This is a genomic window from Giesbergeria giesbergeri (assembly GCF_054779375.1).
On record NZ_BAAGYJ010000002.1, the window covers coordinates 115,429 to 138,630 of the forward strand.

The 23,202-nt window shown below is 58.9% G+C and carries 20 protein-coding genes; 9 read left to right on the top strand and 11 right to left on the bottom strand.

Features of this window, described 5'->3' with window-relative positions; all coding sequences use genetic code 11:
• Positions 1-3 precede the first annotated feature (3 nt).
• Both ACYVB2_RS04675 and ACYVB2_RS04680 read right to left on the bottom strand, forming a co-directional pair.
• Entirely contained in the window at positions 4-1,776 is a 1,773-nt protein-coding gene (locus ACYVB2_RS04675; protein ID WP_382431021.1) for a nitrite/sulfite reductase, read from the bottom strand.
• Between the two features lie 6 nt (positions 1,777-1,782).
• Positions 1,783-2,586, bottom strand: coding sequence for a sulfite exporter TauE/SafE family protein (locus ACYVB2_RS04680; RefSeq protein ID WP_382431019.1), 804 nt, complete (start codon positions 2,584-2,586; stop codon positions 1,783-1,785).
• A 283-nt stretch (positions 2,587-2,869) separates the two neighbouring features.
• Here ACYVB2_RS04680 and ACYVB2_RS04685 point away from each other — a divergent pair, with 283 nt between their 5' ends.
• From ACYVB2_RS04685 to ACYVB2_RS04700, 4 genes are all read left to right on the top strand, one after another.
• Positions 2,870-4,570 (top strand): electron transfer flavoprotein-ubiquinone oxidoreductase, encoded by a 1,701-nt coding sequence (locus ACYVB2_RS04685; RefSeq protein WP_382431017.1) that lies wholly within the window; start codon positions 2,870-2,872, stop codon positions 4,568-4,570.
• Between the two features lie 65 nt (positions 4,571-4,635).
• Positions 4,636-5,601 carry an ABC transporter substrate-binding protein gene (locus ACYVB2_RS04690; protein WP_382431015.1) on the top strand — a complete coding sequence of 322 codons (966 nt, stop codon included), beginning with the start codon at positions 4,636-4,638 and terminating at the stop codon, positions 5,599-5,601.
• 105 nt (positions 5,602-5,706) lie between these two features.
• Complete coding sequence (locus tag ACYVB2_RS04695; RefSeq protein WP_382431013.1) at positions 5,707-6,597, top strand: ABC transporter permease; 891 nt, start codon at positions 5,707-5,709, stop codon at positions 6,595-6,597.
• Positions 6,598-6,620: 23 nt separating this feature from the next.
• Positions 6,621-7,415, top strand: coding sequence for an ABC transporter ATP-binding protein (locus tag ACYVB2_RS04700; protein WP_382431011.1), 795 nt, complete (start codon positions 6,621-6,623; stop codon positions 7,413-7,415).
• Here the strand turns inward: ACYVB2_RS04700 and ACYVB2_RS04705 are convergent.
• From ACYVB2_RS04705 to ACYVB2_RS04735, 7 genes are read right to left on the bottom strand one after another with little or no spacing between them, the layout of a single operon-like run.
• A complete protein-coding gene (locus tag ACYVB2_RS04705; protein ID WP_382431009.1) occupies positions 7,412-9,469 on the bottom strand; it encodes a PP2C family protein-serine/threonine phosphatase in 2,058 nt (685 codons plus the stop codon). The genes ACYVB2_RS04700 and ACYVB2_RS04705 overlap by 4 nt on opposite strands.
• On the bottom strand, positions 9,469-10,278 hold the full coding sequence (locus ACYVB2_RS04710; protein WP_382431007.1) for a hypothetical protein: 810 nt from the start codon (positions 10,276-10,278) through the stop codon (positions 9,469-9,471). The genes ACYVB2_RS04705 and ACYVB2_RS04710 overlap by 1 nt, the downstream gene beginning before the upstream one ends.
• Positions 10,268-11,023 carry a hypothetical protein gene (locus tag ACYVB2_RS04715; protein ID WP_382431005.1) on the bottom strand — a complete coding sequence of 252 codons (756 nt, stop codon included), beginning with the start codon at positions 11,021-11,023 and terminating at the stop codon, positions 10,268-10,270. Before ACYVB2_RS04715 ends, ACYVB2_RS04710 begins: the two co-directional genes overlap by 11 nt.
• Positions 11,020-12,150, bottom strand: a complete 1,131-nt coding sequence (locus ACYVB2_RS04720) for an alanine racemase (RefSeq protein ID WP_382431003.1) — start codon at positions 12,148-12,150, stop codon at positions 11,020-11,022. Before ACYVB2_RS04720 ends, ACYVB2_RS04715 begins: the two co-directional genes overlap by 4 nt.
• Positions 12,147-12,833 carry a GNAT family N-acetyltransferase gene (locus ACYVB2_RS04725; protein ID WP_382431001.1) on the bottom strand — a complete coding sequence of 229 codons (687 nt, stop codon included), beginning with the start codon at positions 12,831-12,833 and terminating at the stop codon, positions 12,147-12,149. Before ACYVB2_RS04725 ends, ACYVB2_RS04720 begins: the two co-directional genes overlap by 4 nt.
• Entirely contained in the window at positions 12,830-13,906 is a 1,077-nt protein-coding gene (locus ACYVB2_RS04730) for an ABC transporter substrate-binding protein (RefSeq protein WP_382430999.1), read from the bottom strand. The genes ACYVB2_RS04725 and ACYVB2_RS04730 overlap by 4 nt, the downstream gene beginning before the upstream one ends.
• Positions 13,907-13,926: 20 nt before the next feature.
• A complete protein-coding gene (locus ACYVB2_RS04735) occupies positions 13,927-16,290 on the bottom strand; it encodes an MFS transporter (RefSeq protein ID WP_382430997.1) in 2,364 nt (787 codons plus the stop codon).
• A 353-nt stretch (positions 16,291-16,643) separates the two neighbouring features.
• Between ACYVB2_RS04735 and gcvH the strand changes: the two genes are divergently transcribed.
• From gcvH to ACYVB2_RS04760, 5 genes are all read left to right on the top strand, one after another.
• Positions 16,644-17,018 carry a glycine cleavage system protein GcvH gene (gene gcvH, locus ACYVB2_RS04740; protein ID WP_382430995.1) on the top strand — a complete coding sequence of 125 codons (375 nt, stop codon included), beginning with the start codon at positions 16,644-16,646 and terminating at the stop codon, positions 17,016-17,018.
• Between the two features lie 104 nt (positions 17,019-17,122).
• Positions 17,123-19,300 (top strand): PAS domain-containing hybrid sensor histidine kinase/response regulator, encoded by a 2,178-nt coding sequence (locus ACYVB2_RS04745; RefSeq protein WP_382430993.1) that lies wholly within the window; start codon positions 17,123-17,125, stop codon positions 19,298-19,300.
• Entirely contained in the window at positions 19,297-19,977 is a 681-nt protein-coding gene (locus ACYVB2_RS04750) for an RluA family pseudouridine synthase (protein WP_382430991.1), read from the top strand. Before ACYVB2_RS04745 ends, ACYVB2_RS04750 begins: the two co-directional genes overlap by 4 nt.
• Before the next feature lie 24 nt (positions 19,978-20,001).
• Positions 20,002-20,760: an SDR family NAD(P)-dependent oxidoreductase gene (locus tag ACYVB2_RS04755; protein WP_382430989.1), complete on the top strand. Its 759-nt coding sequence runs from the start codon at positions 20,002-20,004 to the stop codon at positions 20,758-20,760.
• Positions 20,761-20,816: 56 nt separating this feature from the next.
• Entirely contained in the window at positions 20,817-21,800 is a 984-nt protein-coding gene (locus ACYVB2_RS04760) for a Bug family tripartite tricarboxylate transporter substrate binding protein (RefSeq protein WP_382430987.1), read from the top strand.
• 70 nt (positions 21,801-21,870) lie between these two features.
• Here ACYVB2_RS04760 and ACYVB2_RS04765 read toward each other — a convergent pair whose 3' ends face one another.
• Both ACYVB2_RS04765 and ACYVB2_RS04770 read right to left on the bottom strand, forming a co-directional pair.
• On the bottom strand, positions 21,871-22,308 hold the full coding sequence (locus ACYVB2_RS04765; protein WP_382430985.1) for a universal stress protein: 438 nt from the start codon (positions 22,306-22,308) through the stop codon (positions 21,871-21,873).
• A 54-nt stretch (positions 22,309-22,362) separates the two neighbouring features.
• Positions 22,363-23,121, bottom strand: a complete 759-nt coding sequence (locus ACYVB2_RS04770) for a 2OG-Fe dioxygenase family protein (protein ID WP_382430983.1) — start codon at positions 23,119-23,121, stop codon at positions 22,363-22,365.
• Positions 23,122-23,202 lie beyond the last annotated feature (81 nt).

Consider the following 23,202-nt stretch of genomic DNA (forward strand, 5'->3'; position numbering starts at 1 on the left):
TTTTTAGGCAGCCACCGGGATACGCACGGCATTGGCAGCCTGCTTGAAGGCATCCAAGCCGATGCGACGCACGGTATCGACGAAAGGCTCACGCGGCTGGCGCTGGTCGCGGTAGGTGGTGAGCACAGCTTCAATCACATCGGGCACTTCGGCGGCTGAGAACGAGGGGCCAATCACTTTACCGGCCACCGCAGCACCAGACAGGCGCGAGCCATCGGAGCCGCCCAAAGTAATTTGATACCACTCTTTGCCATCCTTATCGACCCCCAAGATGCCGATATGGCCGCTGTGGTGGTGGCCGCACGAGTTAATGCAGCCGCTGATGTGCAGGTCAATCTCACCGATGTCGTCCAGCTCGTCCAAATCTTGGTAGCGTTGTGTGATGGCTTCGGCAATGGGCAAGCTGCGTGCATTGGCCAAGGCGCAGAAGTCGCCACCGGGGCAGGCAATCATGTCGGTGAGCAGTTGTACGTTGGCACTGGCCAGCCCCAAGGCTTTGGCTTCTTGCCACAAAGCAAACAGTTGGCTGCCATGTACCCAAGGCAGCAGCACGTTTTGGTCGTGCGTCACACGGGCTTCGCCTGCCGAGTATTTATCCACCAGTGCGGCCAAGGCATCGAGTTGGTCGGCGGTGGCATCGCCGGGGGCTTGGCCTAGGCGCTTGAACGACAAGGTGACGGCGCGCAGCTGTGGGTTTTGGTGTGCATGGACATTGCGCGCCAACCAGCGGCCAAAGGCGGGCTGTTGGGTGGCCTGGGTTTGCAATTGCTGCGTCAATGTCGCAGGGTCGATAGCGGGCACATCGGCCAACACGGGCGGCACAAAGCAGGCGGCCACACGGTCGAGTTCAGCTTGTGGAATGGTGTGTGGGCCGCCGTCGATCTCTACGATTTGGCGGAATTCTTCTTCCACGGCGTCAAAGTAGCTTTGGCCTTCGGCCTTGACCAAAATTTTGATGCGGGCCTTGTATTTGTTGTCGCGGCGGCCTTGCTCGTTGTATACGCGCACAATGGCTTCGATGTAGTTCATGATCTGGTTCCAGGGCAAGAACTCGCGGATCACGCTGCTAATGACAGGGGTGCGACCCATGCCACCGCCTACCGATACCTTAAAGCCGATTTCGCCCGCCGCGTTTTTCACTAATTGCAGGCCAACGTCGTGCCAGGCGCTGGCGGCACGGTCTTCTGTGGCACCAGTGATGGCAATTTTGAATTTGCGTGGCAAAAAGGCAAATTCGGGGTGCAAAGTCGTCCACTGGCGGATGATTTCGGCATAGGGGCGTGGATCGACCACTTCATCAACGGCAATACCGGCCAGCGCATCGGTGGTGGTGTTGCGGATGCAGTTGCCGCTGGTTTGGATGCCGTGCAGATCGACACTGGCGAGTAAGTCCATGACGTCGGCAGCTTTGGACAGCGGAATCCAATTGAACTGCACATTGGTGCGGGTGGTGAAGTGGGCGCAGTGGGTGGGCAAGAAGGTGGTGCCCAGCTTGCCTTGGCCGGTCATGGCCTCTTGGAATACGGTGGCTTCAGGGGCATCGTAGTCGCGGGCAATGGTGGCTAGCACACGCAACTGGCGGCTGGCAATCTCGCCATAAGGCACGGCCACGCGCAGCATGGGGGCGTAGCGTTGCACATACCAGCCATTTTGCAGGCGCAGTGGGCGGAAATCGTCTTCGCTCAGTTTGCCAGCTTGCCAGCGGTCTAGCTGGTCGCGAAATTGGTCGGCGCGCAGGCGGACGAACTGTCGGTCAAAGTCGGTGTATTGGTACATGGTGCTTCAGATCAAAACCAGTTTGGCGCCCGCCCAAGCGAGCAACACGGAAAGCGCCGAGCGGATCAACCGCTCTGGAGCGTGGGAGACGAGACGAGAGCCGAGCCAGATGCCCGGCAGTGAGCCAGCCAGCAAGAGGGCCAGCAAGGGCCAATCGACCGAGCCGAGAGAGGCATGGCCCAACCCGGCGACCAGTGTCAGGGGCACGGCGTAGGCAATATCGGCACCAATGATCCGTGGCAAAGGCAGCAGCGGATAGACCAGCAGCAACACCGTTACGCCCACTGCCCCTGCGCCCACGGAGGTAAATGTGACCAAGGTGCCAATCACAGCCCCTAGCAGTATTGGCAAACTCCAGTGGCGTGGCTGCGTAGCCAGTTCGGGATTAGCCAGTCGCTTGGCATGGTCGGTGGTTTGTTTGGTGTGTGAAAAGGCGATGACCTTGTAAAGGGTGGCTGCAGCGGTCAGCAACAGAGCTATACCCAACGTGGTGGTCATGATGTGCTGGGCTTTGGCACTGGCTGGCCCCAGATAATGCAACAGCCACAGCGAGGCCAAAGCAGCAGGGATACTGCCAGCGCACAACATGCCGACTACGCGCCAGGGTACCAAGCGTTGGCGGGCCAAACTGACGGTGCCCCCCATTTTGGTAAAAGCGGCAAACAGCAAATCGGTGCCGACAGCCATGTGCGGCTTGATACCGAAGAAAAAGATCAGGATGGGTGTCATGAGCGAGCCACCACCCACACCGGTTAGGCCCACAATCAGCCCTACGGCAAATCCAGCAAAAACAAATGCGAAATCATGCATGGCGGCGAATGTAGTAGCCTTGCATATAAAAGCAAACAATTGTTTTGTGCTTCTCATATACGCAAAAGTAAATATAGAAAGCACAGAAGAAGCGGGGCATGGGGGGGCGATGGGGGTCAGAGCCTGCTGCTACCCCCCAAAAAAGAAACGACTGTCCAGCTTAGTGACAGTAAAGTGCCGCATAAAATCTTTCATTCGCCTTACGTTTACGTCAATCAACATCTGTCGCAAGAGCGTCAGGCGCCCCGACTTTTGCAATCCCACTATTGAGCGAGACATCCCGATGAACAATGAAGAAATCTTGGCCCAGTACGGCCCCCGCGAGGCGATGGAGTACGACGTGGTTGTGGTGGGGGGCGGGCCGGCGGGTCTGTCCACCGCTATCCGACTGAAACAGCTGGCCGCAGACAAGGGCCAAGACGTCTCTGTGGTGGTGTTGGAAAAAGGCTCCGAACCAGGCGCACACATTCTGTCGGGCGCCATCATGGACCCCAAGGCGCTGACCGAACTGTTTCCCAATTGGAAAGAGCTGGGCGCACCGCTGAACCAGCCGGTCACTGAAGATGCCATGATCTTTTTGGGCGAGAAGTCGTCTTTTCGCACGCCCGATTTTTTGCTGCCGCAGTGTTTTCAGAACCACGGCAACTACATCGTCAGCTTGGGTAATGTGACGCGCTGGCTGGGCCAACAGGCAGAGAACTTGGGTGTAGAAATCTTCCCGGGCTTTGCGGCTGCCGAGGTGCTTTACAACGATGATGGGTCGGTCAAGGGCGTGGCCACAGGCAATATGGGCATCAGCAAGGAAGGCGAGCCTACGGGAGACTTCCAGTTGGGCATGGAGTTGCATGCCAAGTACACCATCTTTGCTGAAGGTGCACGGGGCCATTTGGGCAAGCAGGTGATCGCCAAGTTCCACTTGGATGCAGGTCGTGATCCACAGACTTATGGTATTGGCATCAAAGAGCTGTGGGAGATCGATCCCCAGCGCCATCAACCGGGCTTTGTCATGCATACGGCGGGTTGGCCGATGGACAGTGACACTTACGGTGGCTCGTTCCTCTACCACATGGAAGACAACAAAGTCACGCTGGGCTTTATCACCGGGCTGGACTACAGCAATCCGTATCTGAGCCCCTTTGAAGAGTTCCAACGCTGGAAGACGCACGCCAATATTCGCTACTACCTAGAGGGTGATGCCGAAAAGGGCATCAAACCAGCCAAGCGCATCAGTTATGGCGCCCGTGCCATCACGGCGGGTGGTTTGCTCTCGCTACCCAAGACGGTGTTTCCTGGTGGCGCCTTGGTGGGTTGCGATGCTGGTTATTTGAACGTGAGCCGCATCAAGGGCAGCCATGCCGCCATCAAAACCGGCATGCTGGCTGCTGAGGCCATCTATGACGCCTTGGTGGCAGGCCGCCAGCATGATGAGTTGAGCGCCTACCCCCGTGCCTTTGAGAACAGTTGGCTGCATACGGAACTGAACAAGGCACGCAATTTCAAGGCGTGGTTCAAGAAGGGGCTGACGGTTGGCACGGTGATGAATGGGTTGGAGCAGTTTGTGCTCAAGGGCAATGTGCCTTGGACATTGCACCGTGACAAGCCCGACCATGCTTACCTCAAGCCTGCATCAGAGTGTACGCCCATTGAGTATCCCAAGCCCGATGGCAAACTGACCTTTGATCGTCTGTCCAGCGTGTTTATCAGCAACACCAACCATGCTGAAAACCAGCCTGCCCATCTGACCCTCAAGGATGCCAGCGTGCCGGTCAACGTCAATCTGACCCGATTTGCGGGGCCAGAGCAGCGTTATTGCCCCGCCGGGGTATATGAGTTTGTGGATAACGAAGGTGGTGGCGGCAAACGTTTGCAGATCAATGCGCAAAATTGTGTGCATTGCAAGACCTGTGACATCAAAGATCCAACGCAAAATATCGTCTGGGTCACGCCCGAAGGTGGCGGCGGCCCGAATTACTCCGGCATGTGAACCATTGTGGCGCCTTGCGCTGTCCGGGTCTGTGGTGCAGACCCTTTTGATCTTGGAGATATTGGATGAAAAAATTGCCTTGGATGACCTTGGGCGCCATTGCATTGGCCGTAGCAGCGGTGGCTCCCGCCAGCGCACAGCAAAAATCGGTGGCCGTGACGGCCATTGTTGAGCACCCGGCCCTTGATGCCGTGCGCGATGGTGTGCAGGCGGCACTGAAAGAGGCTGGATTTGAAGCCGGTAAAAACCTGAAGTGGCAATACCAGAGTGCCCAAGGCAACACTGGCACGGCTGCGCAGATTGCGCGCAAGTTTGTTGGCGACCAGCCCGATGCCATCGTAGCCATTGCTACCCCATCGGCCCAAGCGGTCGTGGCTGCTACCAAGACTGTGCCAGTGGTGTTTTCTGCCGTCACTGATCCAGTGGCAGCCAAGTTGGTGGGTAGCTGGGAGCCATCCAAAACCAATGTGACAGGGGTGTCGGATCTGTTGGCGTTGGACAAGCAGATGGATTTGGTACAGCAGGTCGTGCCTGGTGCCAAGCGTGTTGGTATGGTCTACAACCCTGGCGAGGCCAACTCGGTGGTGGTGGTCAAGCAATTGCAGGCGCTGTTGCCCAAGTTGGGCATGACGCTGGTTGAAGCAGTGGCCCCACGCTCGGTGGATGTGGGTAGCGCAGCCCGCAGCTTGATTGGTAAGGTCGATGTGATCTATACCAGCACAGACAACAATGTGGTTTCGGCCTACGAGGCCTTGGTCAAGGTGGGTCAAGAGGCCAAGTTGCCTCTGGTGGCTGCCGATACCGATAGCGTCAAGCGTGGTGCGGTGGCGGCCTTTGGTATCAACTACCGAGATTTGGGCGAGCAAACAGGCCGCATGGTGGTGCGTGTGCTCAAGGGCGAAAAGCCCGGAGACCTCAAGCCCGAAGTGAGCACCAAGATGGAGCTTTTCGTCAACCCCGGTGCCGCCGAAAAGCAGGGCGTGAAGCTGTCTGACGCGTTGGTCAAGTCAGCCGCCCAAGTGGTGAAGTAAAGTACACCCTTTTATTCGGGGGCTGCACAGGCAGTCCCCACTGCTGCGCAGGAGCCATGCACTGTCTGGCTCCTGCTTTGTTTTTTGCTTCCTTGCCGTTGCACCATGTCCCTTTTTTCCCTGCTTGGCGCCGTTGAAATCGGCCTCATCTTTAGCCTGGTGGCGCTGGGCGTGTTTATCTCGTTCCGCCTGCTGCGCTTTCCTGACCTGACGGTGGATGGTAGTTTTCCGTTGGGTGGTGCTGTCTGTGCTGTGTTGATTGCGTCAGGCACCAACCCTTATCTGGCTACCGTGGCAGCAATGGCTGCTGGTGCGGTAGCTGGGCTGATCACTGGCTGGCTCAATGTCAAGCTCAAGATCATGGATCTGCTGGCCAGCATTTTGATGATGATTGCGTTGTATTCGATCAATCTGCGCATCATGGGGGGCCCCAACGTGCCACTGATCAACGACCCGACCCTACTGACCCTGCTGCAACCCGATGGTATGAGTGACTATGTGGCCCGTCCGTTGATTTTGGCGGTGGTGGTGCTGGCCACCAAGTTGGCGATGGATTGGTTCTTTGCCACCGAGCGCGGTTTGGCAATTCGGGCTACCGGTTCCAATGCGCGCATGGCGCGTGCCCAAGGCATTAATACCGGCGGTATGGTGTTGTTGGGCATGGCGGTGTCTAATGGCTTGGTTGGGTTGGCGGGGGCGCTGTTTGCCCAAACCCAAGGCGGCTCCGATATTTCGATGGGTATTGGCACCATTGTCATTGGCTTGGCCGCAGTGATTGTGGGCGAGAGCATTTTGCCGTCTCGCAAGCTGGTGCTGGCCACATTGGCTGTGGTGATTGGTGCGATTGTGTACCGTTTCTTTATTGCACTGGCCCTCAACAGCGATTTCATCGGTCTCAAGGCCCAAGACCTGAATTTGGTCACGGCTTTGCTGGTGACGGTGGCGTTGGTGATTCCCCAACTCAAACGCAAAATGGCGGCACGCCGCCCCCAATAAAGCGCACCAGAGAAAAACTTGCTATGTTGAGCGCCAAAAACCTCCAACTCACTTTCAATCCTGGCACGCCCATCGAAACCCGCGCTCTGCGCGGCATGTCGTTGAGCATTCCGGCGGGGCAGTTTGTCACTGTCATCGGCTCCAATGGAGCGGGCAAATCCACCTTTCTCAATGCCATTTCTGGCGATCAATCGGTCGATAGTGGCACCATTACCATTGATGGCAGTGATGTGACGCGCCAGCCCGTTTGGGCGCGGGCCTCGCGGGTTGCACGGGTATTTCAAGACCCCATGGCCGGTACTTGTGAAGACCTGACCATTGAAGAAAACATGGCGCTGGCACAGCAGCGCGGCACCATGCGCAACTTGCGGGGGGCGGTGAAGGTGGCACAACGGGAGACTTTTCGTGCCCGTTTGGCCACCTTGGGTTTGGGGCTGGAAAACCGTCTGACTGACCGTATTGGCTTGCTCTCGGGTGGGCAGCGTCAAGCAGTCAGTTTATTGATGGCGGCGTTACAGCCATCCCGCATTTTGCTTTTGGATGAGCACACAGCGGCACTCGACCCACGCACTGCGGATTTTGTGCTGCAACTGACGGCACGCATTGTGGCGGAAAACCAGCTCACTACGATGATGGTCACGCACAGCATGCGCCAAGCCTTGGATGTGGGCCAGCGCACGGTGATGTTGCACCAAGGTCAGGTGGTGTTGGATGTGTCGGGTGAGCAGCGCAAACGTTTGGATGTGCCCGACTTGTTGCAGATGTTTGAGAAAGTGCGTGGCGAAAAGCTTGCCGACGATGCGTTGCTGCTGGGCTAGTGGCTGGTGTCGCCTTGGTATTGCAGGCACAGGCAGGTGATGTCATCAGCCTGTGGTGCTCCGCGTTCAAAGCGGTGTACGTCGGCCAGCACCGTCTCGTTGGTGGCTTGTGCAGTGCAATGCGGTGCCGCCAAGGGTTGCAATACCTGTTCGAGGCGGTGATTGCCATACTCTTGTCCATCCGGATCAAAGGCTTCGGTGATGCCATCGGTGTACAAAAACAGTTTGTCGCCAGGGGCTAAATCTACAACCCCTTCGTCGTAGACGAAGCCATCACTGACGGCAACGGCAATGCCATCGGTGCGTGGCAGTGGTGTGGTGGTGCCCAAACGCAGCAAATAGGGTGGGTTGTGCCCCGCATTCACATAGGTGACCCGGCCAGTGGGCAGGTGCAGCACACCATAGAAGATGGTGACGAACATCATCTGTTCGTTTTCGGTGGCTAGCAGGTCATTGAGTTTGCGAATGCAGGAAGCGGGTGCTGTGACAAACACGGCAGTGGCCTTGAGCAGGGTGCGTGTAATTGCCATGAACAATGCCGCAGGCACGCCCTTGCCCGACACATCGGCAATGACAAAACCGAGGTGTTCTGCATCAATGACAAAGTAGTCATAGAAGTCGCCCCCTACTTCGCGGGCTGGGGTGATGTGGCAGTCGATTTGCACTCTGGAATCCACAGTCAGGTGGCGTGGCAGGATGCTCAATTGCACCTGTGCAGCAATTTGGAGTTCTTGCTCCAGTCCGGCCAGTCTGGTTTTGGTAACCAAGGCTTCACGCAGCTCCACAATCATGGTGGATAGGCGCTGGTGCTGACCAATAATGCGCTGGGTCAGGCTTCCCATGACTGCAGCCAGATGCCGCAGTTGTTCCTCGTCTTCAGAAGCTGCACTGCCCTGGTGTGGCTCACCGTTGTGCAGCAGCTCTAGCACTTCTTCTCGGCTGGTCATGTCGGTGGCGTCTGCCAATTGTTGCAATTGGGTGTGGATCAGGCGTTCTTGCCGACGGCGCACCCGTTCGCGCAGCGAGCGGCTCGCGGTCAACTCTTCGGCACTGTGCCGAAACACCACAACGGCTTGGGCAATGCGACCAATTTCATCATTGCCCGCATGCTGAAGACGCACGCGGGCATCACCGCGTGCCAAGGCTTGGAGGGCTGCAATTGCGTTATCGAGGGTGCGGAAGTTTTTACCCAGGTAAACATACAGCCCCAAAAGCACGGTGAGCATGAGCAAGCTGGTGCTGATCAACGCCATGCGGTCTAGGAACTGGCGGGTGCTGGCCTCATGGGTGTTGTCTGCCAACGTGACCAGAGCACCGGCAGGGTGCCCTGAGAGGTCGGTGACTGGCGTACTGTTGAGTGTGTAAGTGTGGTCTTTGTCTTGGTGTTGTTGGTAGGTGGCTATGCGGGGAGAGGAGGTGATTTGGAGACGCTGCCATAAGTTGCTGTCGGTGCTGCCCAGCAAGGTACCGTGCAAGTCGATCAGGTGTGCGCTGGTGGCGCTGCGTTGAGCGAATCGCTGCAGCCCATGCTCAGCATGACGCCCTAGCACCAGAACGATGGGATAGGTGCTGCCGGGCAGTGTGTGTGCTGCAATCATGACGGGCGTACTGCCTGCCACCATCCGCAGTCCGCTGACTCCCTCTCCGCCCAGTGCGCGATCGAGGCTCACAGCGTCTAACAAGGGGCGTGGTGGTTCAGTCCCAAACACAATCGGTTCTGAACCTGCACTGATCACGCCCATCAGTGCCAAGGGTTCTTGTGGGCCTATGAGCACATGGGCATGGGTCAAGGCTTGTGCAATGGTGGCCCGATCTGCCGAATAAAGGGCTTGCAAAAAGCCCGGTTGGGCTTTGAGTGACTGGAGAGACTGTTCTAGCCGTTGGCTTTCTGTAGCCAGCATCTCGTTCCAGAGGGCCGTTTGTCCGGCCACAGCGGTGGCTGTGAGGCGCTGCTGTAATAGCTGTTCGCGCAGCAGACTGGCGCCCCCCAATCCCAGCACGGTGAGTACCAGGGCTGTGCCAACAATCAGGGTGATCCGGGTACGCAGCAACATTACGCCTCCCCGTCTTGTGAACCAGAGGGGGTTGAGGTGCCAGTGGGGGCCATGATCTGTGCAATGCGCACTTGCATGCGGTGGTCGAAATCTACCGCTAGAAGTTCTTCGGCATAGCTGTTCAGCATGGTTGCTTGCTCCTGTTGTTGCTGCTGACCTTGGGCCAAGGCTTCTAGTGCCTGCTCTAGGGCATTGCTGGTGTGGTGCAGTGGTACAGCGGGCGTTAGCCGAGCGCCTTGCAGACCCATTTCTAGTTGGCAGCGTTGTTGTTCCAGACGCTTGCCAGGGCCGCGTGCTGCTAGCCAACCGCTGAGCAGACCCATGCACAAAACCAGCAGGGCTGATAGTGCTTGAATAGCAGTCAGACCGTGGGTTAGGGTGGCTGGTGCCGTGCCTACAGCCACAATGCCTACTGTCTGCCCGTGTACTTGCACTTCGGCATGAATTTCTTCGTGGGCAGGGCGCAGTTGCGTGGTGTTGAGTGTCGTGTTGTTGGGGCTGCGCAAGGCAATATAGGCTAGTCCTGGCGCTTGGTCGAGTGCCCGTTGCAGATAACTGTCCAGACCCGGAATATGGTTGGCCGGAATGCCGATGCGGATCGCCCGGGCGATCTGCTGCGATAGGGTATGGGCCACAGAATGCGCTAAAGCTTGGGCCGCTTGGCTGGCCTGTTGCTGGGTGCTGTGGTGGAGCTGTTGCAGCGCCCAGATGGTGCATACGCTGCCAATGAGCACAGTGGTGCAGAAAGCCAGCAGGCCAACACGCCAGTCCAGTGGTTGGGCGCAGCGGGTGGTGGCCTTATCCTGCATGGTCGATCTCCTGGAGTTGGCGCAGTCGCTCCTGGTTCTGGCGCGTTTGCTCTGCCCAACTGAGACGGGTGTGGTGGGCGGCTTTTTCCAGTGGGTCTGCACCCATCGAGAGGGGCCGGTCTTGCTGGAGCAGGGGTGAGATGCGTGCAAAGGGCCGTAACAGGTGGCGCAGTCCCCAGAAAATACCCAGGCCCGCGGCTGTGCAGGCCAGTATGGCAACCAGTAGCCAGGCCATGATTTGTTGGCCTATGCGTTTCCATTGATCCAAAACCTTGGAGGGGCTGGTGGTTGCAATCGTCAGGGCAATACCGCCTGCGGCCTGTCCGAGGTCATTTTCAAAGCGTATCCCCATCTGGCGTTGCGAGGGGCTGTCAATATGCCATGCGTCTTTTTGTGCAAGGTGCTCTAGCCAGGCGTTGGGCACACGGCTCCCACGGGTATGCGGATCGGTGCTGTAGAGCAAAGTGCCATTGGCAGAAAAAATATCAATCGCCAATACTTCGGCAAAGCTGCTGCGCTCACGTTCTATCAGCCGTTGCAGGGCGTCCATCTGCTCCAGATCGAGGCCAATTGTGGAGTAGTTGTCTACAGCGGTGTGCAGGCTTTGCAGTAAGTAAAGGTCGCGTTGGCTGGCAACTTCTTGGTCTAGTGTTTTGGTAGCCCAAAGCAGCAGCACTTGATTGATGGCCAATAGACTGAGCACACAGCCTAGAACAATGGCTAAGAGATGGGAACGTGGGCTCATACAAGTGGCTCCTGTCCAGAATGCGGGGACATGTAGCGGCGCAATGCCAGTGCGCCAGTGCATGCCAATAAAGCATTAGGGGTGATGCCTGCGGTGGCCGCCAATTGCGCGAGGGGCTGGTGCAGGCCATAGATTTCGGCCCACATGCCCGGTTGAATCTCGCCGGGGGCAAAGGCACTGATGTCCAGCCCCAGCATGCCCATGGCAATGCCTCCCACAATGGGGGCCGGGCGCCCTTTGAGGTACAAGACGCCGCGTGGGGCCAGACTGATCGGTAGGCCATCGCCATAACCGGCTGCTATTGTGGCGATGCGGGTGTTTTGGCTGGTGCGGTATTGTCCGGCGTAACCGACTTCGGTGTAGGCGGGGACATCGGCCACCCGCATCACCGGAGCGTACAGGCTGGTAACGTTCTGTAGAGGTTGTTGGTATTGGGCGGCTGTTTGTACGCCAAACAAGGCGCTGCCAACCCGCGCATGGTCACAGTGCCAAGCGGGGTTGGCAAACACGCTCGATGAGGTGGTGATGCTGCGTTCGGCCGGTGGCAGCTGTTGGAGCCAGGCCGCAAAGGTGTGGCGTTGGTGCAGGCACTCTGGGGCATCCGGGTGGCTGAAGCGGCCCAGATGGCTGACCCATATCATGGCTTTGATATCGGTTTGCAAGCGGCTATCGTGCAACAAGTGCAGGTTGGTGCCAGTAAACCCCAGCCGTGTCAGACCAGTATCCAGGTGGATAGCCACAGGCATGGCTTGGCCGTGTTTGCTGCCATATCCTTGTAGCTGGTGCAGTTCATGGGGGCCAGCCAGCACAGGAATGAGTCCGTGTGCCGCAAAATCTTCGGGGGCTATGCCTCCAAGACCATGCAAAACCATGATTCTGGTGCTGTGCTCGGGCAGCAATCCCCGCAATTTGAGGGCTTCGGTGCTGTGGCTGACCCAAAAGTCGCGGCAGCCTAGGTTCCAGAGCAACGGAGCCACTTGGGATATGCCCAGACCATAGGCATCATTTTTGACCACGACCCCAACACGTTGGCCCCGAAAGGTGCGGCGCACCGTGCGCCAGTTGTTGGCCAGCACACCCAAGTCAATGTGCATGTGGGGGCGGTCATGGGCCAGCAAGGTGTTCATCCAGGGTTCCCGGTGGGGGGCTGTAGGCGCAGGCTGCCGGGCAGAGTGCCAGGGGCAATGCCTTGCCATCCTTGGGCTAGTAAGGTCTGTTGCTGTGCTAGGGCATCGATGTGGAGTTCGAGTGGGCTGGCATCGGAGGTTTGGGGAGGGGCGTGAGAGGGCAGGCGCACCAGCAAATACCGGGCAAAGCCGCCATAGCGATATTCCAGCGCCCGCACTCTGAAGCCACAACCCAGCAGGTTGTGCCAACTGACCGTGTTTTCGGGGGCAGCGGTGGCAAACAGTACGGTGGTGCTGTTTGTGTGGCCAATGCGCTGGGTGATCAAGGCCCGCTGCAAGCCGTATCCACGCCATTGGGGGGCGACAGCAGCGCCAGCCAGTTTGGCGAGCGTCTGTTGTGGGGGCAGTTGCAGGTGCTCACGGGGATCGTCAGTGGGCAGCAGGTCATGTTGCAGTACGCCATAGGCGATCAATTCGGTGTGGTGGTGCCAAGCACCAATCACAGTGCCCCGGCCTTGGAGCAGGCTTTGCAGGAATGTGCGTGCTTCGGCCTTGACCGTGTGTGGTGGCAGGCCCGCAATGCTCAGGTGGTGCAAAGCCTCCATTGCATCAAGGTCTTGGGGTTGGAGCAGGCGCCAATGCAGGCCGCTTGTGCGTAACAAAGGGGTGGGGGGGGAGCTCATGAGGGTTGTTGCTCCCCTGTGCCAATGGCAATGACCTCTGCGTAATTGAGCATGTCAATGGGGGGGTAGAGTTCTAGGGCTTTGGCAACGCGCATGTTGACGAGCAGAGAAAACCGCTTGAGTGTCTCGACAGGTATTTGGCCCGCAGGCTTGCCCGAGACCAAAATATCCAGTGCTTTGGCCCCGGCCAGTTGCCCTACTGAGTAATAGCGGCTGACCAGTCCTACCAGCGCACCGCCCGAACGCACCGCCAATTCTGCGGCGCCAAAGGAGGGCAGTTGCAGTGCCAGTGCGGCTGGGGCAATGCGGCCATAGAGGCTGCCCAAAAAGGTGTCGGGCAGCAGGTAAAGCCATTGGGCACCTGCTTTTTGGATGTGCGATAGCAAATCTTCTACGCCATCGCTGATGGGTTGTCCGGCGGTGTTGGTGTGAAAGTTGGCTTCAATCAACTGAGCCCCATTGCGCTGACAGTAATCCCGTGCCTGTGCCACGATAGCCCGCGAGTTTTGTTCTGCGGGGTTGTAGAGCACCCCCAGCTTTCGGAAGGGCAGGTAGGATTTCATGGCCCGCAGTTGCACATCGGTAGGAACAACGTGTACGGCGCCAGTCACATTGCCCCCCGGGCGATCGAGCCGCGCCACAATGCCCGATTGCAGGGGGGCTGCAACCAGAGCAAAAACCACAGGAATGTCACGGATGAAGTGGCTGCCTTGGCTGGGGGCATCGTGTGCGCCCACCACGGCCAAGGTGATGGGGGTGCCCCAGACATAGATCAAATCGGGTTGCAAATGCCGGGCTTCACGCAGAATGCCCGGCACCCGAGAGATGTCTTGTTGCACATCGCGCACGGTGATCTGCATGTCTAGCCCTGCCTCGGTGAGATAGGCCCGGAAACCACGGTCTACATCGGTTTCTCCCCTGAACGTGATCATCAGGATGCGAAAGGGCCGTCCTGTGCTGTGGCGCAGATGACGGGGGGAGGTGCTTGCACTGCTCCATGTGCCCCATGACAACAAAGAGGCACTGGTGGCATGGTGCAGACTGCGGGACAGAAAGTGGCGACGATTGCTCATGGTCAGGGGCGTGCTGCTTTTTAGTGTGCCGGTTGTGGGGGTGGGGTATCGGCAGGTTGTTGGAACAGATGCCAGCCGTAGGTGACGCTGCCGCCCAGCACCAGTAAACCGATGCAGGCCAAGGCGGGGCCAAAGCCCCAGGCAGTCAAAAGCATGGCCCCAGTGGCTGGCCCCAATGCGCTGCCACCACGCTCTACCAGTCGGAAAAGACCCAGAATGCCTGCGCTCTGGCCCGCTGGGGCGTTGCGCGCAAAATCGGCAATCAGGGCAGATTGCGGAGCAATGGACAGCGATTGTCCTAGCCCCAAGCCCAGCAGAACGAGCGCCAGCGCGGTGGTGGAAGTGCCGGTGGGCCACGCCAGCATGGCACTGCAACCGGCCAGCAGGCCACCCATGAGTACGAACAGGCTGCGCCGCCCCCAGCGGTCGGCCAGACGGGCTGCCAGCGGAACCAGTAAGACCATGGTGAGGGGGTAAATGGTTTGCAGGCGGCCAATGGTGGCACTGCTGTGGCCGGTGTCTTGCAGATAGACCGGCAGGAGATAAAAGCACAGTGCCGCCAGCAGCAGTTTGGCGGGCAGTGCGCAACCGATCAGCAGGGTCATGAGCCCTGGTTGGCGCAGTACCGTACCTAATGTATGCGTCGGATTGGTCGATGGACGCTCTTGGGCGGTGGGGGCGGCAGGTGTGCTTGGTGGCAGTTGCATCCATGCTACAGCCGCCACGAGCAGGGCCAGAACACTGCAAATGGCAAAAGCGGTTTGCACGCCCCAGTGGTCTGCAATGAGCCCCCCCAATGAAGGGCCGCAGAGCCCTGCTACCAGAATAGCCCGGACAAATTGGGCCAGGCTCCGGGCCCGGTCGGCAGGCATGGAGCCATCAATCACCAACCCTTGACCAGAGACAAACACCAAAGCAAAGCCTGCAGCACTTAACAGCCGGGCCGCAAGAAAGAGGCCGTAGTGCTGTGTGGCTGCGGCCAGCGCCAAGCCGGTGGCACTGAGCAATGCCCCCAGAATAAAACCGGGCTTGCGGCCACGGCGCTCTGACCAGCTGGCCAGCGGCCATTGCAGGAGTGCCACGGTGGCCAAAAACAATACCAACGGCAATCCGGCCAGTAATTCGGGAGACAGTGTCTGCCCTTCGGGGGCAATTTGGCGGGCCCAGCCCGGCAAGAAGGGCCGTGTCAATTCTTCCGACAACATGAACAGGAACAGTGCTGGCCGCACGCTGGAGGCACTGGTAGTGCGCCACGGCGTGTGCTGTTGTTCTGGATGGGCCAGCCGTTGTTGGCGTACTTCGGTGCTGGCCAATGCCCGTGCGCCACGTGAACCCAGGGCCAAAGCCAACAGTTCTAGCGCCATCAAGAGGCTGATGGCTCCCAGAAAGACCATATCCAGCAGGGTGGCCTGTAGCAGGCGTGCCAGTATGCTGGGGTCGAGCACCACCACGAGTTCTCCCACGGCGATGCCTGCATGGGTCACGGGGGCCGTGGAGGCCAGCCGTTTTTCTGTGGCGGTGGGGACAGCCCCATAGAGTGCGTGGCCCGTGGTGGCAATAAAGGACAGGGATGCGATTTCGGGGTTTTCTTGGCGTAACCGGTCGGTATGTGCATCAAGGCCCACCAATGCTTGGGCTGGAATGCCTGCGGCCAGCCCTCGCTCTATGAGGCCTGCACTGGAGCGAACAATAGCGGCAGTTTTGGCGAGTTGGTCGGGTTGGATGAGATCCTGACCAGCCCGGTGGGCCTGCCAACCTATCCACAGCATACCTAAGCTCAACACCAAGGCGGCCATGGCAGTGAGGGACAGACGCAAGCCGCCCGTTATCAGGGGGCGGGCGCGGCGGGCATGGGGGGTGCCAATATGGCGCAACAGAGCAAAGCCTGCCACCAAGGTGGCAGCACACACGCCCAGCAGGGCTGTCCAAGTGGCCGTGGTGATGCGTTGGCGCAATTGCTGCTCTGCCTGTAACCGTGCCGATGTGTCGTAGTAGAGTGCAACTTTGGCTATCGTCTCACCCAAATCGTTGCGAATGGGTTGCTCCAGCAGCGTCAGGGTGGGCTGTGTGGTGTGCGCAGGACGCTGGCCCAACAGGGCTTGCCCTTGGGCCGAGACAATGCCAAAACCCGCAATTGCAGGTTCAAGGATGGTTTCACGCGCCAACATGGCTTCCAGCGGGGACTGGTCGGACAGGGGCATGCCCAAGGCCACGGCTTGTTCAGCCGCTGTAGCCGCCCGTTGTGCCGCCACAGAAAATTTGGCATTGAAGACATCTTTTTGTGTATTGCGCAGGGTATTGAAGGCCAGCATGCCACTGATGAGCATGCACCCTGCCGAGACGCTCACCAACACGGCAAGAAACCACCACAGCAACCGCTTCATGGTGTGCATCCTTTGCAGAATGGAGTGCCAACGGCAACTGTGGCCGTGGATCTGACAACAGAACGATAGTCAGAGAACAAAAAGATGGTGCACATGGACGGCAGAAAACAGGCGGCCTACAGGCAAAGTTCAATCGGGGTGCAGACCATTTTTCTGGAAAAGGCGGTGTTCGTCCAGCCGAATAGTGTCAGGCCCGCGTGTCTGAGGCACCCAGAGGGCAAAGAGCGGTCTGTAGCGGAGCCAGAAAAGCTACTGATTTCATAGCGGCAAAAACCCGTCCCTATTGATGAAGAGGTGGCAAAAGTCAAAAGCCGCTACAGTGCAGTTTTTTAATTTTTGCCAGGATTGCTGTCATGAGCCTCCAGTTTTCTCCAGACCACCAATGGATCGATGCAGCCGATGTGCAGGCCGCTACGGTGGGTATTACCGCACATGCCCAAGAGGCGCTGGGCGATGTGGTGTTTGTGGATTTGCCCACAGTAGGCAAGGTCTTGGCCCAAGGCGAAGTGGCCTGCGTGGTCGAATCGGTCAAGGCCGCGGCCGACGTGTTCATGCCGGTGGCGGGTGAGGTGGTGGCCGTTAATGAGGCACTGCGCGCCGATCCGGCACTGGCTAACACCGATCCCCTGAGCGCCGGTTGGTTCTTCAAAATCAAGGTGGCAGATCCGGCGCAGTTGTCTGCTTTGATGGATGAAGCCGCCTATGCCGCCTTTGTGCAAAATGCCTGAGCAGGCCGTGGTGGTCAAGGCCAGTGCTGCGCGTACACTCGCCCACCTGACCCCACAGCCACTGGGCCGATATTTGTGCCCACCTGCCAGGGGTGTTTGTTGCCATGAGCCGCCCCGATCTTGCATTTTTGCTGCGTACCACCGAGCCACTGTTGCTGCCACCGGCCCCGGTGGAGGAAAAAGAGCGGCGCAATTTGGCTGAGCGGCCCAGTGGCCCCATGGCTGATCTGATTGCCGAATTGCGCGCTTACCAAGTCGAACTGGAGGCGCAAAACAAGGTATTGCGCTATAGCCAGTCGGCAGCAGAGAGCGCCTCCGAGCGGTTTGAAACCCTCTTCTCTAGTGTGCCGCTGGCGCTGATGGTGTTAGATGAGCATGGCATGGTCGTGCAGGCCAACTCTATGGCCCACCGCTCTTTTCAGCCCACTGAACGAGACCGGCCCTTGACCGAATTGCAAGCGTTTGTCTGTGAGGCCCATGCAGAGCGGGTACAGCAGGCTTTTGCCCAGGCCTTGGCCGAGGGCCACAGCGAAGCCACCGAAGTCGTCTTTTCTATTGGCGACCAGCACCACATTACTGGGGATTTGCACATTGCCCGGATTGAGGCACCCCAGCATGATGGCGAGCCGCCATTGTTGCAGTTTTTGTGTGCCGTGATTGATCAGGGGCCGCTATTGGCAGAGCGGCAGGCTTTGCAGCAAAGCGCCCAAGAGTTGCAACAGCGCAATGCCCAACTTCACGCTAGCGAACGGCGGTTGGAGGCTGTTATCAACTCCTCGCTAGACGCCATCATCTGTGTTGATCAGCACCAGCGTATCACGGTGTTTAACCCCACGGCGGCAGCCTTGTTTCAGTGTGCTGCCAGCGATGCGCTGGGCAGCCCCGTACAACGATTTTTGCCCGATGCACAACAAGTGCTGGCCTTTGCCCAATTGGCGACCCAAGCCATGCTGGGGGAAATGACGGCGCACACCGTCAGCGGCAAGGAGCTGGCGGTGGAAGTGAGCGTATCGTTCGAGCGCCATGCTGAGGGTGAGACCACCACTATTTTTGCCCGCGACCTGACCGGACGTAAAAAAGCCGAGGCCCATCGCAACGAGCTGGAAGTGCAGCTGCGCGAATCGCACAAAATGCAAGCTGTGGGCACGATGGCAGGCGGTATTGCCCACGACTTCAACAATATCCTCAGTGCCATTTTGGGCAATGCCGAACTGGCCAAGGCCGACTGTGGATCTGGCTCCCCTGCGCATGAGAGTTTGGTCGAGATTGAAAAGGCCGGGCGACGTGCCCGCGATCTGGTGCGTCAGATTTTGACTTTTAGCCGCAATGAGCCACCCCGGCGCTCCACTGTGGCACTGGGTGAGGTGCTGGGAGACACCGAGCGTTTGCTGCGTGTGACCTTGCCCCCAGCCATCGAGCTGCGGCTACATGTGGCCCCCCAACTGCCCCCTGTGTTGGCCGATCCCACCCAAGTGGAGCAGGCCGTGCTCAACCTCTGTACCAACGCTATCCATGCCCTGGGTGATGGGCGCGGCAGTGTGCAGGTGGAGTTGCAGATCGCGCGGCCCGATCAACGCCAGCGCGAACGTTTGGGCTTGGCACAGGGGGACTACGTGAGTCTGACAGTCTCAGACAACGGCCCCGGCATTGAGGCAGCTATCTTGCAGCGCATTTTTGAGCCTTTCTTTACTACCAAACCGGTAGGGCAAGGCACAGGCTTGGGCCTATCGGTGGTGCATGGTGTGATGCGCACCCATGGTGGCGCCGTCGATGTGCACAGTGTGCTGGGGCAGGGCAGCCGGTTTACCCTGTATTTTCCAGCTTTGGCGGCAGAAGTTGTCAGCGAGGTGCAGGAGCCAGCCTTGCCCGTCGTCAGTAGCGCGCCTGCAGCGCCTATCCCACCCAGTCGCCAACACCATGTGATGTATGTGGATGACGACAAAGCACTGGTTTTTCTGGTGCAGCGCCTGCTCAAGCGCCGCGGTTATATCGTCAGTGGCTTTACCGACCCACGCCAAGCAGCGCAGGCCTTGCGCACCAACCCGCAAACCTACGATTTACTGGTCACAGACTACAACATGCCCGGTTATTGTGGTGTCGATTTGGTACGCGAGGCATTGGGTATTCGCCCCGATTTGCCTGTGGCGTTGGCCTCGGGTTACATCACCGCAGAGATTGAGCAGGCCGCACGGGCCGAAGGTGCGCGCGCGCTCATCCACAAACCCAACGATGTCGAGGAGATGTGCGCCACCGTGCAAAAGCTCCTGATGGGTGAACTGTGACCCCGCCTACCCATGCAGTGGGTGCTAGTCCAGAGGGGGTACGTTGCCTCTATGTCGATGCCGACTTACTGGTGCTGGTCAAGCCTTCTGGGCTGCTGTGTGTGCCCGGACGAGGCCCAGACAAGCAAGACTGCCTCAGTGCCCGCGTTCAGTGCTGTTGGCCCGAAGCATTGATTGTGCACAGGCTCGATCAGGCCACCTCTGGCCTGGTGCTCATGGCCCGCAATCTGACCACACAACGGGCCTTGAGCACCGCCTTTGCCGAGCGCCGTATCCACAAGTCGTATCAAGCCGTGGTGCAAGGGCTGTGGACGCCGCCGGACATCTGTGGGGCGTGGCAACTCATTGATTTGCCCATCGCCGCTGATTGGGAGCGGCGGCCATTGCGCGTGGTGGATTTCGTACACGGCAAGCCCAGCCAGACGCGTTGGCGGGTGCTGGCTGCCAATACCGCCACGCAGACCACCAAGGTCGAGCTAGAGCCGCTCACAGGCCGCACCCACCAGTTGCGTGTGCATTTGGCCGCTTGCGGCCACCCCATTTTGGGCGATGCGCTCTATGCCGATGCGGCCACCTTGGCCCGTTCGCCCCGGCTGCTGTTACACGCCACAGCATTGGGGTTGGTGCATCCAGCCACCGGCCAACCATTGCACTACACTTGCCCCCCGGATTTTTAGCATCACCAAGGAGCAGCACCCAGCATGAGCGGCAACCTTACCATCTTGACGGGCGCATCACGGGGCATGGGTCTGGCACTGGCCCACCAGTTATTGCAGCCGGGCGATACCTTGATTTGTCTGTCCCGCCATACCCACAGCGGGTTGGCACAGCAAGCACAGGCCCAGGGCACCACCTTAGAGCAGTGGCAGCATGATTTGGCCGATGGCGTTGCGGCGGCGGCGCGGCTGCGCCAGTGGCTTCAAGCCCAGCCTGTGGGGGTTTTTACCAGTGCAACCCTTATCAACAATGCAGGGGTCATCCCCCCCATTGCGCCATTGTCTGCCAGCGATCCGGTGGCATTGGCCCAAGCCCTGCGGGTGGGGCTAGAAGCCCCCATGCTGCTCACAGCTGCATTTTTGGGGGCTACCGAGGCTTGGCCGTTGCCGCGCAAGGTGCTCAACATTTCTTCGGGGCTGGGGCGGCGGGCCATGGCCTCGCAAGCGGCCTACTGTGCAGCCAAGGCAGGCATGGACCACTTTACCCGCTGTGTGGCCTTGGATGAGGCGCTCAAACCCCACGGGGCCAAGGTATGCTCCCTAGCGCCCGGTGTGATTGATACAGACATGCAGGTGCAGTTGCGCAGCGCCCAGACCAGTGCTTTCCCTGATGCGGTCAACTTTGTGGCACTGCAAACCGCCGGTATGCTCACGTCCCCACAAGAGGCGGCGGCCCGCCTGTTGGCTTGGTTACACCGCCCCGATTTTGGCAGTCTGCCCGTGGCTGATGTGCGCTCAGACTGAGCCTGCATCCAGTCCACAGCTTTTTTCTCTTTGATTACTGGACAAGGAACCCCCTCATGTTGCGTCGCTCTTTTTCTTGCACTGCCTTGGCCTTGCTGTGGGGCGCTAGCGCCTATGCCCAGACGCCTGTGGCGGCAGCACCTTATCCCAGCAAACCTATCCGTATGGTGGTGCCCTTTCCGCCGGGGGGTGGCACCGATATTTTGGCCCGGCTCGTGGCAACCAAGCTCTCAGAGCAAACCCAGTGGAGCATCGTGGCCGACAACAAGGCTGGTGCAGGTGGCACCATCGGCATCGGCGAAGCCGTCAAGGCCGCGCCCACCGGATACGACATAGTGATGGGGCAAAAAGACAACTTGGTGATTGCCCCTTGGTTGTACAAAAACCTGCCCTGGAACCCCACCAAAGATTTGGTGGCTGTGGCCCATGTGGCCTATACCCCAGTGCTGATCGCCACAGGTGCCCAATCTCGTTTTAAAACCTTGGCCGATGTGGTGCAGGTTGCGCGCACTGCCCCCCATACCGTGAGCTATGGTTCACCCGGCAATGGCACTTCTATCCATTTGGCCGCTGACCTGTTTGCCAAGGCCGCAGGTGTTCAGTTGAGCCACATCCCCTACAAAGGCTCCAACCCGGCACTGCTAGATGCGCTGGCGGGTAATGTCGATTTGCTGGTGTCCTCGGTGCCATCGGCTATGGCACAAATCAAGGCAGGAAAATTGCGCCCACTGGCCGTGACATCGGCCCAGCGCAGCTCCTCGCTGCCAGATGTGCCAACCATTGCCGAATCAGGCTACAAAGGCTTTGATGTCAGTACATGGTATGGGTTGTTTGCGCCAGCTGGCACACCTGCTGCGTTGGTCGCCACCCTCAATGCAGAAGTCAATAAACTACTGGCTAAGCCCGAAATCCAGACCGCCATTCAGGCCCAGGGTGCCGAACCCCAAGCCATGACCCCAGCCCAGTTGAGCCAACAGCTGCAACGTGAATATACCCAGTGGAAGGGCATTGTGGAGGCCTCGGGCGCCAAGATCGAATAAAGCCGATCTTCTGAAGAGTAAACCGCACACCCCCCAGCCCCCTGTGGGGGGGATAGGGGCGGTGTGGGATTTATTGGCGCACCACCAGCACCGGCACATGCACGGCACTGAGGACGCGTTGGGCCACGCTGCCCAGCATCAGTTTTTCCAGACCACGGCGGCCATGTGAACCCATAACGATCAGATCGGCACCCGTCTTCTCAAGGGCTTGCACGACCCCTTCATGCACGGCATGGCCTTCCCCCACCAGCACCTGCACGTCCACCTGGGCTTCTTGCATGGCTTGGCGCACGGCTTCTAGGGCTGCATTGGCCTCTGCGGTGGCAGCACTCAGGTATTGCGCCTGACCATAGGCAAAGTCAGCACCCACGCCCGTGAAGGGATAGGGGTCAATCACATAGAGTGCGGTGACAGCACTGCCAAAGGTCTTGGCCAGACCAGCCGCTTTGGTGACGGCCAACATCGAGGTGGGCGAGCCGTCTACTGGTACCAGAATGTGTTTGAACATGGTTTTTCTCCTTGGAGTTGATGACACAAGAGGGGCCGGGCCAGTAGTGCGCTCTCAGGAACGAGGGTTGTCCTGGAAACCACCACGCCGACAGGTGATGACCAGCGTATCACGGTAACCGCCTGCCACTTCAGGCTGGATGGGGGTGGTTTCATGGATCATGCGGGCATCGTCCAGCAACAGCAGTGACCACGGTTGTGTCAGTGTAAAGCGTTGTCCGGCGGGCGCACAGGCTTCAAACACGCGGGTTTCGCCTCCTTTGACGCCTTGGCGCGCCACTAAAAACACGGCTACCAGATCTACGCCATCACGGTGTGCGCCTTCGGGGGTTGGGCGGCCAATCCCATCGGTGGTATCAATGCGAAACTGGTGCGACTCGACAAACCACGGCGGCGGCGGGTGGCCGGGCGTGAACACATCGGTACACAACTGCCCTAGTGTGTGCAGCAATTGGTTCCAGACTGGGCGCGTCAGGCTGTCTGGGCGCATGGGTTCAAACCACCGTTCCATGCCGCCGTGCAGCGCGTTGTATTCCACAGGTTGCCAGTGGGCACGGTGGTGCACCGTATGCACAGTGGCTTCTTGCACGATAAAAGAGGCATGGCGGCGTTGGCGGTAGCGGCCACCATCTCTCAGATAGTGGTCTGGGGGCAGGTCATTCCAGTCAGGCTCGAGCGCCTGCAAGTCAGACAGATTGCAGCCTATCCAGCGGGCCACATCTGCGGGTGGCAAGACAGCAAAACCCTGCTGTTGGAGCCGTTGCGGCAACTCGGAAAGGGCGCAAAACGGTGGCAGAAAAGTGGGTGTGGCCATGAAAGCGTGCTTGAATCGGAGCAGAAACAAGCTGTCAGTTTCTCACACGAAGACACAGCAGGCGCTTAAACTGCCATATTC